This window comes from Oryzihumus sp. (assembly GCF_054325275.1).
Window position 1 is genome coordinate 23,679 of record NZ_JBTCWL010000040.1, and the last position, 12,249, is coordinate 35,927.

A 12,249-nucleotide genomic window follows, 5' to 3' on the forward strand; every position below is an offset into this window, starting at 1 on the left:
ACATGAGCACCGGAGCACACTCCGAAGAGCCGAACCTCCCGGCACAGGCCCCGGCGCGGGCCAAGCTTTTCGACCTGCGCAGCGTCCTGGGCGGCCTGTTCCTCGCCTACGGCGCCATCGTGCTGGTCATGGGCCTGGTCGGTGGCGAGGCGGACCGGGCCAAGGCCGCCGGCACGAACATCAACCTCTGGGCAGGCATCGTCATGTTCGTCCTGGGCGGCCTCTTCCTCCTCTGGAGGAGCCTGTCCCCGACGCGGATCGCGCCCGACGCCGGTGAGGACGAGCAGGAGAGGCCCATCCCCTGAGCCTGAGCCGCGGCACCCGTGGCGCGCACCCGGCATACCCGCTCGTCGGTATGCCGGGTGCGTGCGTAAGGGGGCCCGTCCACATCGCGAGCCGGGGCCGGGGCCCCGGCTCGCCGTGTCTAGACTGGCCGTGGGCACAGCGCGGTGCCGGGCGGAACCTCCCGCCCAGACCCGGCCGGCCCGCAGGGGGCTCGGCCGCATCCCACCACCCGTGAAGGACAGGCCAGTGACCAAACCCGTTGTCTTGATTGCCGAAGAGCTCTCGCCCGCGACCATCGACGCGCTCGGGCCGGACTTCGAGATCCGCCACTGCGACGGGGCTGACCGATCCGAGCTGCTGCCCGCCATCGCCGATGTCGACGCCGTGCTGATCCGCTCGGCGACCAAGATCGACGAGGAGGCCCTGGCCGCCGCGAAGAACCTCAAGGTCGTCGCGCGCGCCGGTGTGGGCCTGGACAACGTCGACGTCAAGGCGGCCACGGTCGCCGGCGTCATGGTCGTCAACGCCCCGACCTCCAACATCACCTCGGCGGCCGAGCTGGCCGTCGGCCTGCTGCTCGCGACCGCCCGCAACATCGCCCCGGCCAACGAGGCCCTCAAGGGCGGGGCTTGGAAGCGCAGCAAGTACTCCGGCGTGGAGCTGCTCGACAAGACCGTCGGCGTCGTCGGCCTGGGCCGCATCGGCGTCCTGGTCGCCGAGCGCCTCGCCGCGTTCGGCATGAAGGTCGTGGCCTACGACCCCTACGTCTCCGCGGCGCGCGCCGGCCAGCTCGGCGTCCAGCTGCTGCCGCTGGAGGACCTGCTGCGCGAGTCCGACTTCATCACCGTGCACCTGCCCAAGACCCCCGAGACCCTCGGCCTCATCGGCGAGGAGGCTCTCAAGCTGGTCAAGCCCTCGGTGCGGATCGTCAACGCCGCCCGCGGTGGCATCGTGGACGAGCAAGCCCTCGCGGTCGCCCTCAAGGAGGGCCGCGTCGCGGGCGCCGGCATCGACGTGTTCGCCAAGGAGCCGACCACCGAGTCGCCGCTGTTCGAGTTCGAGTCGGTCGTCGTCACCCCGCACCTGGGCGCCTCCACCGACGAGGCCCAGGAGAAGGCCGGTGTCGCGGTCGCCCGGTCGGTGCGGCTCGCGCTCGGCGGCGAGCTCGTCCCCGACGCGGTCAACGTCTCCGGCGGGGTCATCGCCGAGGAGGTCCGCCCCGGCATCGCCCTCGTGGAGAAGCTCGGCCGGATCTTCACCGCCCTCGCCGGTGCGGTGCCGACCCAGCTGACCGTCGACGTCAAGGGCGAGATCACCGAGTACGACGTGAGCGTGTGGAAGCTCGCCGCGCTCAAGGGCCTGTTCCAGGACGTGGTCGAGGACCAGGTGTCCTACGTCAACGCCCCGCTGCTGGCGCAGGAGCGCGGGTGCGAGGTGCGGCTGCTGACCGACCCGGTGGCCGAGGACTTCCGCAACGTCACCACGCTGCGCGGCACCCTGGCCGACGGCACCGAGGTCAGCGTCGCCGGGACCCTGACCGGCCCGCGCCTGGTCGAGAAGGTGGTCGGGGTCAACGGCTTCGACCTCGAGGTGCCGATCTCGGAGCACATGGCGTTCTTCACCTACGTCGACCGCCCCGGCATCATCGGCACCGTGGGTCGGGTGCTCGGCGAGGCCGACATCAACATCGGCGGCATGCAGGTCGCCCGCAAGGCCCAGGGCGGCGCCGCGCTCGTGGCGCTGACCGTGGACAGCGCGATCCCCGCGGGGGTGCTGAGCGACATCGGCACCGAGATCGGCGCCAGCGGCGTCAAGGTCGTCGACCTCGACGGCTGAGCACCGCCAGCGCCGCGCACGAAGGGCCCGACCTTCCGGTCGGGCCCTTCGTCGTGCCCGGGCAGGAGCGGGTGCCGGGCGTCCAGTGCCGTCTCACGGTGTGGGAAAGAAGTTCCACATACTTGGACGTCCACGTAATGTCGAGGACATGACGCGGCTGGTTCTCATGCTTCGCCGCCGCGGCGGGTTCCGACAGGTCAGCTGACTCGCCGCGGAGACCCCGCGTGTGCCGCTGACCCACCCCCCGTCATCCGGGGAGCGTGTGCGAGACCCATTTCCCCTTGTCACCTGTGACGATCATGCGAAGGACGTGACGACATGAGCGAAGCCGAAGAGGCCACCCGCCGCGCACTGCAGGAGTCCATGGACCTGCGCGACCAGGGCCACTCCGACGACGAGTGACCGGTCACCACGACCGAGACACGGACGGCCTCCCGGCGACCCGCGGGGAGGCCGTCCGTCATGTGGAACACAGATTCCAGCACGCAAGACGACTTCTAGGCTGACGACATGGCTGACGAGCAGAGCCCGGCGCAGGGCACGGACACCCTCGACATCGCCGTCATCGGCGGCGACGGCATCGGCCCGGAGGTGGTCGCCGAGGGCCTGAAGGTTCTCTCCGCGGTGACCGCCGGGCAGGGCCCCAAGATCAGCACCACCGAGTACGACCTCGGCGCCCGCCGCTGGCACGCCACCGGCGAGACCCTGCCCGACTCGGTGCTGGAGGAGATCCGCGGCCACGACGCCATCCTGCTCGGCGCGGTGGGCGACCCCGGCGTGCCCAGCGGGGTGCTCGAGCGCGGGCTGCTGCTCAAGCTGCGCTTCTCTCTGGACCACTACGTCAACCTGCGCCCGGCCCGGCTCTACCCCGGCGTCACCAGCCCCCTCGCCGTGGAGCGGGTCGCGCCCGGCGGCATCGACTTCGTCGTGGTGCGCGAGGGCACCGAGGGTCCCTACGTCGGCAACGGGGGAGCGCTGCGGGTCGGCACCCCCGCCGAGGTCGCCACCGAGGTCAGCGTCAACACCCGGTACGGCGTGGAGCGGGTCGTGCGCGACGCCTTCCGCCGCGCCCAGGGCCGGCCCCGCAAGCACCTGACGCTGGTGCACAAGCACAACGTGCTCACCTACGCCGGCCACCTGTGGCGCCGGACCGTCGAGGATGTGGGTGCGGAGTTTCCGGACGTGGAGACGGCCTACCAGCACGTCGATGCGGCCACGATCTTCCTGGCCACCGACCCGGGCCGCTTCGACGTCATCGTCACCGACAACCTCTTCGGCGACATCATCACCGACATCGCCGCAGCCATCGCCGGGGGCATCGGCCTGGCCGCCAGCGGCAACATCAACCCCGAGCGCTCCGCGCCGAGCATGTTCGAACCGGTGCACGGCTCGGCCCCTGACATCGCCGGCGAGGGCAAGGCCGACCCGACCGCCACGATCCTGTCGGTCGCCCTGCTGCTGGAGCACCTCGGCCGCGGCGAGGACGCCGCCCGTGTCGAGGCAGCCGTGGCCGCCGACCTGGCCGAGCGGGGGAGCGCGCCGCGGTCGACGTCGGCGATCGGCGACGCCATCGCCGCCCGCGTCGGCTGAGGCCCGCCTTCCGGGCCGGCTGAGGACCTCCCGCCTCGGCGGAGCACCCCGTGCCCGGTAGCCTTCGGCTCAGGGCACGTGCCCCACCCACGACTTCCGGTCAGGAGGACCTTCGATGACGCAGGCGACCGCCCCTTCGACGCTGGAGTTCACGGTCAGCAGGCGGCCCGACGTCCTCCCCGACGCCGAGCGCGAGGCGATCCTCGCCAACCCCGGCTTCGGCAAGAAGTTCACCGACCACATGGTCCTGGCCACCTGGACCCCCGGTGAGGGCTGGCACGACGGCAGGGTCACGGCATACGGGCCCATCTCGCTGGACCCCTCCGCCGCGGTGCTGCACTACGCGCAGGAGATCTTCGAGGGGATGAAGGCCTACCGGCACGCGGACGGGTCCATCTGGACCTTCCGCCCGGAGGCCAACGCGGCGCGGTTCGCCCGCAGCGCCCGGCGCCTGGCGCTGCCAGAGCTGCCCGAGGCCGACTTCCTCGCCAGCCTCACAGCGCTGGTTGAGGTCGACCAGGCGTGGGTGCCCAGCGGCGAGGCCGGCGAGGCCAGCCTCTACCTGCGGCCGTTCATGTTCGCCTCCGAGGCGTTCCTCGGCGTCCGCCCCGCCGCCCAGGTGACCTACTGCGTCATCGCCTCCCCGGCCGGCGCCTACTTCTCCGGTGGCGTGAAGCCGGTGTCCATCTGGCTGTCGACCGACTACACCCGGGCCGCTCCCGGCGGCACCGGCGCGGCCAAGTGCGGCGGCAACTACGCGGCCAGCCTCGCCGCCCAGGTCGAGGCCAGCGCCCACGGCTGTGACCAGGTCGCCTTCCTCGACGCGGTCGAGCACCGCTGGGTCGAGGAGCTCGGCGGGATGAACCTGTACTTCGTGCGCCGCGACGGCTCGATCGTCACGCCCGAGCTGACCGGCACCATCCTCGAGGGCGTCACCCGCGCCTCGATCCTCGAGCTGGCCAAGGACCTCGGCCACAGCGTGCAGGAGCGCCGCATCTCCATCGAGGAGTGGCGCGAGGGTGTGGCCAGCGGCGACATCACCGAGGTCTTCGCCTGCGGCACGGCCGCCGTGGTCACCCCGGTCGGCCGCCTCGCCTGGGAGGGCGGCGAGCTGTCCGTCAACGGCGGCGAGACCGGCTCCACCACGCTGGCGGTCCGGCAGGCCCTGCTCGACCTGCAGTACGGCCGCACCGAGGACACCCGCGGCTGGCTCACCCGCCTGGTGTGACCGGGCCGGCCCGGCGCCGGCAGGCTCGTCGGTGAACGACAGGTAAAGGTCTGCAACCAGACCATTGACGGAGGGCAACTCCGGGTCTTCAATCGAGACAGCCCATCTGTCTCGGTGGGTATTGGTCCATCGCCAGACCCTTCGAGGTGCCCGATGAGCGCAACGCCCCCAGCGTCCCCACAGCCGGTTGATGCTGACTCCGCGATGCTGGCCGAGCTCGGTTACGAGCAGGAGCTCCACCGGAGGATGAGCGGCTTCAACAACTTCGCCGTCTCGTTCTCGATCATCTCGATCCTCGCCGGTGCCATCACCAGCTACGGCATCGCCCTCAACGCCGGCGGACCCATCGCCATCTCCATCGGCTGGCCGCTCGTCGGGCTCTTCGTCTGGCTGGTGGCGCTGGCCATGGGCGAGGTCTGCTCGGTCTTTCCCACGGCCGGTGGCCTGTACTTCTGGGCGGGACGCCTGGCCCGGCACCGCAAGCCGATGTGGGCCTGGTACGTCGGGTGGTTCAACTTCCTGGGCGAGGTCGCCGTCACGGCGGCGATCGACTACGGCGCCGCGATCACCTGGATGGCCTTCCTCGACCTGACCTGGGGGGTCGGCGTGACCGCGGGCAGGACCTTCATCGCCTTCGCGGTGATCCTGCTGCTGCACGGGCTGCTCAATACCTTCGGGGTCGACCTGGTCCGGCGCCTGTCCGACATCAGCGCGTGGTGGCACCTGGCCGGGGTCGCCGTCATCGTCGCCGTGCTCTCGTTCGTGCCCGACCACCACCAGTCGATCTCGTGGACGTTCACCCACTTCGAGAACGCCACCGGCTGGAACAACGTCATCTACGTGTTCCTGATCGGGCTGCTCATGGCGCAGTACACCTTCACCGGGTTCGACGCCTCGGCCCACGTGGCCGAGGAGACCCACTCCGCCTCCGTCAACGCCCCCAAGGGGATCGTGAACTCGGTCGTGGTGTCGCTCTTCGCCGGCTGGGTCCTGCTCGTCGCCATCACGGCGTCGATCCAGAACGTCGACCGGGCCCGCACGACCAGCATCGGCCTGCCGCCCGCGCAGATCTTCATCGACGCCGCGGGGCACTCCCTGGGGGTCGCGCTCGTCTTCATCTGCGCGGTCGCCCAGTTCTTCTGCGGCATGGCCTCGGTGACGGCCAACTCGCGCATGTCCTACGCGTTCTCCCGGGACAACGCGCTGCCCGGCTCGCGCTGGTGGTCGAAGGTCAACCCGCGGACGGGCACCCCGACGAACTCCATCTGGCTGTGCGTCGTCTGCTCCCTGGTCCTGGCCAGCCCGGCGCTGTTCAGCACCACCGCCTACCTCGCCGTCACGTCGATCGCGGTCATCGGCCTCTACATTGCCTACGTCACTCCCGTGCTGTTGCGCCGCCTCAACCCGGACTTCCGCCCCGGCGCCTGGAACCTCGGCCGGTGGAGCCCGCTGGTGGGCTGGATCGCGGTCGTCTGGGTGGCCTTCATCGTCATCCTCTTCATGTTGCCGCCGGCCAACCCGATCACCGTGGACACGTTCAACTACGCGCCCATCGCGGTGCTCGCCGTGCTGGTCTTCGCGACCGTCACGTGGATCATCGGTGGCCGTCACCACTTCATGAGGGACGTGCCGCCGGGTCACGACACCCGTCCCGCCGCCGAGATCTTCGGCCCCGAGGCGCCGTGACGGCGATGCCGTCGGATGCCAGCCGGCTGCCCGACGCCGTGCTGCGGCCCGCGCCGGGCAACGCCTTCGAGTCCACGGTCGAGCAGCTCGCCACGGCGATCCGGCTCGGGGTGTTCGCCCGGGGCGAGCTGCTGCCGCCCGAGCGCGAGCTGGCCGAGCGGCTGGCGGTCAGCCGGGTGACGCTGCGCGAGGCCATCGCGGCCCTGCGCGAGTCGGGCATGGTGGAGACCACCCGGGGGCGCGGCGGGGGCACCAAGGTCGTCTACCGGGGAGCCCCGATGCCGGAGTCCGCCGAGCAGCCGGTGCGCCACGGCGCCGACCTCGCCGACGCGCTGAGCTTCCGGCGGGTGGTCGAGCCCGGGGCGGCCTACCTGGCGGCGTCCCGGCCCCTGTCGGCCGACCAGCGGGCCTGGCTGCTCGAGGCCGCCGCCGCGGTGCGCCAGGCACCCGACAGCGCCGCCCACCGGGTCGCCGACTCCCGCTTCCACCTGGCCATCGCCACCCTGTCCGGCTCGCCGATGCTCATCGAGTCCGTGACGCGGGCGCAGGCCGCGCTGCACGAGCTGCTGAGCGCGATACCGGTGCTGCCGCGCAACATCGCCCACTCCACGCAGCAGCACGAAGCCCTGGTGGCGGCCGTTCTGGGAGGCGCCCCCGAGGCCGCCCGGGCCACGATGGAGGAGCACTGCGACGCCACCTCCGCCCTGCTGCGAGGCCTGCTCGGCTGACCGCACGGACCACGAGCTCACCGGCTGACCCGAGGAGAGACATGACCAGACCCCCACAGCTGACCGTCGAGCAGCTCCGTGACGACATCGCCTCGGGCGCGGTCGACACCGTCATCGTCGCGTTCACCGACATGCAGGGTCGCCTGCAGGGCAAGCGGATCCACGGGCAGTTCTTCCTCGACAGGGTGCTCGGTCACGGCACCGAGGGCTGCAACTACATGCTCGCCGTCGACGTCGACATGAACACCGTGGGCGGCTACGCCATCAGCTCGTGGGAGCGCGGTTACGGCGACATGATGTTCGACCTCGACCTGTCCACGCTGCGCCGCACGCCCGGGCAGCCGCACTCGGCGACGATCCAGTGCGACCTGTCCTGGCTGGACGGTGAGGGCCTGGTGCGCCAGTCGCCGCGCTCGGTCCTCAAGTCCCAGGTCGCCGCGGCGGCCGAGCTCGGCTGCGTCGCCCTGGCCGGCACCGAGCTGGAGTTCATCGTGTTCGAGGATTCCTACGAGCAGGCGTGGGACCGGCGCTACCAGGGGCTGACCGGTGCGAACCGCTACAACGTGGACTACTCGATCCTCGGGGGCACCAAGGTCGAGCCGCTGCTGCGGGAGATCCGCAACGAGATGTATGTCGCGGGCGTGACCGTCGAGAGCGCGAAGGGTGAGTGCAACCTCGGCCAGCACGAGATCGCGTTCCTCTACGACGACGTGGTGCGCACGTGCGACAACCACTCGATCTACAAGACGGCGGCCAAGGAGATCGCCGGCGCCCACGGGCAGTCGTTGACGTTCATGGCCAAGTTCGACCAGCGGGAAGGCAACTCGTGCCACATCCACCTGTCACTGCGCGGGGAGGACGGGTCGATCGTCTTCGCGGACACGTCCCGGCCGCACGGCTACAGCGAGATGTTCGAGCACTTCGTGGCCGGCCTGCAGGTCACGATGCGGGAGCTGACGCTGATGTACGCCCCGAACATCAACTCCTACAAGCGGTTCCAGCCCGGATCGTTCGCCCCGACCGCCGTCGCCTGGGGGCGCGACAACCGCACCTGCGCGCTGCGGGTGGTGGGTGAGGGGGAGGCGCTGCGGGTGGAGAACCGCGTCCCCGGGGGTGACGTCAACCCCTACCTCGCGGTGGCCGCGATGCTCGCCGGAGGCCTGCACGGCGTGCGGGAGAAGATCTGGCTCGAGCCTGCCTGCGAGGGCAACGCCTACACCTCCGGCAAGGACCGCGTCCCGACCACGCTGGGGCAGGCGCGGGACCTGTTCGCCGCGTCGGAGGTCGCGCGGGCCGCCTTCGGCGACGACGTGGTCGACCACTACGTCCACGCCGCCGACGTCGAGCTCGCGGCGTTCAACGCCGCGGTGACCGACTGGGAACGCATCCGAGGCTTCGAGAGGCTGTGACACGCATGAGCACCACGACGGACGAGAGCCGTCACGAGGTCATCAACCCGGCGAGCGGCCAGGTCGTCCGGACCGTCGAGCTCGCCTCGCGCGAGCAGGCGGACGAGGCCATCGCGCGCGCGGAGGCAGCCGGACCCGCCTGGCGTGCGGTGGCCCCGGCGGACCGGGCACGGCTGCTGCGCCGCTTCGCCGAGGTCGTCGACGGGCACCTCGAGGAGCTGGCGCAGCTGGAGGTGCTCAACGCCGGGCACACGATCGGCAACGCCCGGTGGGAGGCCGGCAACGTCCGCGACGTGCTGGCCTACTTCTCAGCCGCCCCGGAACGCCTGTTCGGCCGGCAGATCCCGGTCGCCGGCGGGCTCGACGTGACGTTCAAGGAGCCGCTCGGGACCGTCGGCATCATCGTGCCCTGGAACTTCCCCATGCCGATCCTGGGCTGGGGGATGGCGCCGGCGCTCGCGGCCGGCAACACCGTCGTGCTCAAGCCGGCCGAGCTGACCCCGCTGACCGCGATCCGGATCGGCGAGCTGGCCCTTGAGGCGGGTCTCCCCGAGGGCGTGCTGAACATCGTCCCCGGCAAGGGGTCGGTGGTGGGGGAGCGGTTCGTGACCCACCACGGCGTCCGCAAGATCTGCTTCACCGGGTCGACCTCGGTGGGTCAGGGGATCATGCGCGGGGCCGCCGAGCAGGTCAAGCGGGTCACCCTGGAGCTCGGCGGCAAGAGCGCGAACGTCGTCTTCGAGGACGCCGACCTCGAGAAGGCGGCGGCATCGGCGCCCTACGGGGTCTTCGACAACGCCGGTCAGGACTGCTGTGCCCGCAGCCGCATCCTGGTGCAGCGCACCGTGTTCGACCGGTTCATGGAGCTGTTCGAGCCGGCCGTGCGGGGCGTGGTCGTCGCCGACCCGGCGGAGGAGACCACCGAGATGGGCCCGCTGATCAGCGCCGGCCAGCGGGAGCGGGTCAGGTCCTTCGTGGAGGACGCAGAGGAACCGGTCGACATCGCCTTCCGCGGGGAGGCGCCGGGCGGGGGCGGCTACTGGTACCCCGCGACGGTCGTGCTGCCGCGGTCGACACAGGACGCGGTCTGGCAGGACGAGGTCTTCGGTCCGGTCGTCGCCGTCATGCCGTTTGACGACGAGGCGGACGCGGTCGCGAAGGCCAACGACACGGCATACGGGTTGTCCGGGTCCATCTGGACCCGCGACGTCGGGCGGGCGCTGCGCGTCGCTCGCGGCGTCGAGGCGGGCAACCTCTCGGTCAACTCGCACAGCAGCGTGCGCTACTCCACGCCCTTCGGCGGGTTCAAGCAGTCGGGCCTGGGGCGCGAGCTCGGCCCGGACGCGCTGGACGCTTTCACCGAGGTCAAGAACGTCTTCATCTCCACCGAATCCTGAGCAACCACAACGACATCGAGAGGCAGGACCATGACAGGCAGGCTCGAGGGCAAGGTCGCCGTCGTCACCGGAGGGTGCAGCGGCATCGGCCTGGCGACGGTGCGCCGCTTCGGCCAGGAGGGCGCGAAGGTGGTCATCGGCGACCTCGACGAGGTGGCCGGACCGAAGGTGGCCGGAGAGGTCGGCGGGACCTTCGTGCGCTGCGACGTGACCGACGCCGACGACGTCGAGAAGCTCTTCCGGACGGCCAGGGACACGTGGGGCAGCGTCGACGTCGCGTTCAACAACGCCGGCATCTCCCCGCCCGAGGACGACTCGATCCTCACCACCGACCTCGACGCGTGGCGCAAGGTGCAGGAGGTCAACCTCACCAGCGTCTACCTGTGCTGCAAGGCGGCGCTTCCCTACATGCTCGAGCAGAAGCGTGGGTCCATCATCAACACCGCCTCGTTCGTCGCGGTCATGGGCGCGGCGACCTCGCAGATCTCCTACACCGCCAGCAAGGGCGGCGTGCTGTCGATGTCGCGCGAGCTCGGCGTGCAGTTCGCGCGCGAGGGCGTGCGGGTCAACGCGCTGTGCCCGGGGCCGGTCAACACCCCGCTGCTGCAGGAGCTGTTCGCCAAGGACCCCGAGCGGGCCGCGCGGCGCCTGGTGCACATCCCGACCGGCCGGTTCGCCGAGCCGGAGGAGATCGCCAACGCCGTCCTGTTCCTGGCCAGCGACGAGTCCAGCTTCATCACCGCCTCGTCGTTCCTCGTCGACGGCGGCATCTCCGGCGCCTACGTCACCCCGGTCTGAGCCATGGGCGGTGAGGCATCCCGGCCGGTCATCGGCATCACCTGCTACGTCGAGACGGCCTCCCGCGGCGACTGGACCGACGTGCCGAGCGCGCTGCTGCCGCAGGACTACGTCACCAAGGTCGAGGCAGCCGGCGGGATCGCGCTGCTGGTCCCGCCCCGCCTCGACGCGGACGACACCCTCGCCCGCGACGTCCTGGCCCGCCTCGACGGGCTGGTCCTCGCCGGGGGAGCGGACGTCGAGCCCAGCCGGTATGCCGCGCAGCCGCACCCGAGCGTGCAGCCGGGCCGCCCCGACCGGGACGCCCTCGAGCTGGCGCTCGCGCGCGTCTCGGCCGAGCAGGACCTCGCCGTGCTGGGTATCTGCCGGGGGATGCAGGTCATGGCGGTGGCGGCCGGCGGCCACCTGGAGCAGCACCTGCCGGACCGGGTCGGCCACGACGAGCACTCGCCGGCGCCGGGGGTCTACGGCGTGCACCCGGTCGCCACGGTGGCCGGCACGCGGGTCGCGCAGATCCTGGGGGCGGCGGTGGACGTGCCGACCTACCACCACCAGTCGGTGCTCGACCACCCCGGCTACGTCCCGGCCGCCTGGTCCGACGACGGGACGCTGGAGGCGATGGAGGACCCGGGGTCCCGTTTCCGCCTGGCCGTGCAGTGGCACCCGGAGGCCGGCACGGACCCCCGGTTGTTCGAGGCGCTGGTGCAGGAGTGCCGGGAGCGGGCGGCTAGCGGGCGGCGAGCGGACCCTGCCGCGCGGCATACCGGCTGACCGGTGACCGTGACCGGATGGCGAGACGTGGTGCCGCGATCCGGACGGGCCGTGGCACCCTGAGCCTTGTCATGAGCACCTGGACGGCAGTGGCCACCGCCACCATCATTCTCGGCTAGCGCGACGGGACACCTCCCGCCGCGCAGACCTCCCACACCCTGGGGGGTCTTTTTCGTTACCGGGCACCACCCCGCCCCGGTGACGGTCCCGAGATCGACGACCATGGATGACACCGGCGGCGCCCCGGGCGCCGGCACGACCGCACTGCTGCAGTGACCTTGAGATGGGGCCGACGATGACCGACCTGCACGTCTACGACACCACGCTGCGCGACGGTGCGCAGCAGGAGGGGCTCAACCTCTCCGTCGCCGACAAGCTCGACATCGCACGCCACCTCGACGAGCTCGGTGTCGGCTTCATCGAGGGCGGCTGGCCCGGGGCCAACCCCAAGGACACGGAGTTCTTCGCCCGCGCCCGCACCGAGCTGCGACTGCAGCACGCCACCCTCGCGGCCTTCGGCG

Annotated in this window: 10 protein-coding genes and 1 pseudogene; all 11 read left to right on the top strand. The window is 71.3% G+C overall.

The genetic code is table 11. The annotated features are described in order from the left end of the window. The first annotated feature begins 2 nt into the window (after positions 1–2). Entirely contained in the window at positions 3–305 is a 303-nt protein-coding gene (locus tag ACXVGS_RS11690) for a hypothetical protein (protein WP_458530555.1), read from the top strand. Positions 306–531: 226 nt separating this feature from the next. Continuing rightward, positions 532–2,121 carry a phosphoglycerate dehydrogenase gene (gene serA / locus ACXVGS_RS11695; protein WP_458531208.1) on the top strand — a complete coding sequence of 530 codons (1,590 nt, stop codon included), beginning with the start codon at positions 532–534 and terminating at the stop codon, positions 2,119–2,121. A 510-nt stretch (positions 2,122–2,631) separates the two neighbouring features. After that, complete coding sequence (locus ACXVGS_RS11700) at positions 2,632–3,711, top strand: 3-isopropylmalate dehydrogenase (protein ID WP_458530557.1); 1,080 nt, start codon at positions 2,632–2,634, stop codon at positions 3,709–3,711. A 115-nt stretch (positions 3,712–3,826) separates the two neighbouring features. Beyond that, on the top strand, positions 3,827–4,939 hold the full coding sequence (locus ACXVGS_RS11705; protein ID WP_458530558.1) for a branched-chain amino acid aminotransferase: 1,113 nt from the start codon (positions 3,827–3,829) through the stop codon (positions 4,937–4,939). A gap of 204 nt (positions 4,940–5,143) precedes the next feature. Next, positions 5,144–6,625, top strand: a complete 1,482-nt coding sequence (locus ACXVGS_RS11710; RefSeq protein ID WP_458530559.1) for an amino acid permease — start codon at positions 5,144–5,146, stop codon at positions 6,623–6,625. A gap of 5 nt (positions 6,626–6,630) precedes the next feature. After that, complete coding sequence (locus ACXVGS_RS11715; RefSeq protein ID WP_458530560.1) at positions 6,631–7,353, top strand: FadR/GntR family transcriptional regulator; 723 nt, start codon at positions 6,631–6,633, stop codon at positions 7,351–7,353. 41 nt (positions 7,354–7,394) lie between these two features. Beyond that, the gene (locus ACXVGS_RS11720; RefSeq protein ID WP_458534571.1) at positions 7,395–8,762 is read left to right on the top strand and encodes a glutamine synthetase family protein; all 1,368 of its coding nucleotides are present in this window, start codon (positions 7,395–7,397) and stop codon (positions 8,760–8,762) included. Positions 8,763–8,767: 5 nt separating this feature from the next. Continuing rightward, positions 8,768–10,159, top strand: a complete 1,392-nt coding sequence (locus tag ACXVGS_RS11725) for an aldehyde dehydrogenase family protein (RefSeq protein ID WP_458530562.1) — start codon at positions 8,768–8,770, stop codon at positions 10,157–10,159. Positions 10,160–10,189: 30 nt separating this feature from the next. Next, a complete protein-coding gene (locus ACXVGS_RS11730; RefSeq protein WP_458530563.1) occupies positions 10,190–10,957 on the top strand; it encodes a 3-oxoacyl-ACP reductase in 768 nt (255 codons plus the stop codon). A 3-nt stretch (positions 10,958–10,960) separates the two neighbouring features. After that, a complete protein-coding gene (locus tag ACXVGS_RS11735; RefSeq protein ID WP_458530564.1) occupies positions 10,961–11,728 on the top strand; it encodes a gamma-glutamyl-gamma-aminobutyrate hydrolase family protein in 768 nt (255 codons plus the stop codon). 295 nt (positions 11,729–12,023) lie between these two features. After that, positions 12,024–12,249: pseudogene (locus ACXVGS_RS11740) on the top strand (citramalate synthase); the annotation flags it as partial.

Coding starts and splice junctions, on each gene's coding strand:
- ACXVGS_RS11690 (WP_458530555.1), top strand. CDS start 3: ATGAGCACCGGAGCACACTCCGAAGAGCCGAACCTCCCGGCACAGGCC.
- ACXVGS_RS11700 (WP_458530557.1), top strand. CDS start 2,632: ATGGCTGACGAGCAGAGCCCGGCGCAGGGCACGGACACCCTCGACATC.
- ACXVGS_RS11705 (WP_458530558.1), top strand. CDS start 3,827: ATGACGCAGGCGACCGCCCCTTCGACGCTGGAGTTCACGGTCAGCAGG.
- ACXVGS_RS11710 (WP_458530559.1), top strand. CDS start 5,144: ATGCTGGCCGAGCTCGGTTACGAGCAGGAGCTCCACCGGAGGATGAGC.
- ACXVGS_RS11715 (WP_458530560.1), top strand. CDS start 6,631: ATGCCGTCGGATGCCAGCCGGCTGCCCGACGCCGTGCTGCGGCCCGCG.
- ACXVGS_RS11720 (WP_458534571.1), top strand. CDS start 7,395: ATGACCAGACCCCCACAGCTGACCGTCGAGCAGCTCCGTGACGACATC.
- ACXVGS_RS11725 (WP_458530562.1), top strand. CDS start 8,768: ATGAGCACCACGACGGACGAGAGCCGTCACGAGGTCATCAACCCGGCG.
- ACXVGS_RS11730 (WP_458530563.1), top strand. CDS start 10,190: ATGACAGGCAGGCTCGAGGGCAAGGTCGCCGTCGTCACCGGAGGGTGC.
- ACXVGS_RS11735 (WP_458530564.1), top strand. CDS start 10,961: ATGGGCGGTGAGGCATCCCGGCCGGTCATCGGCATCACCTGCTACGTC.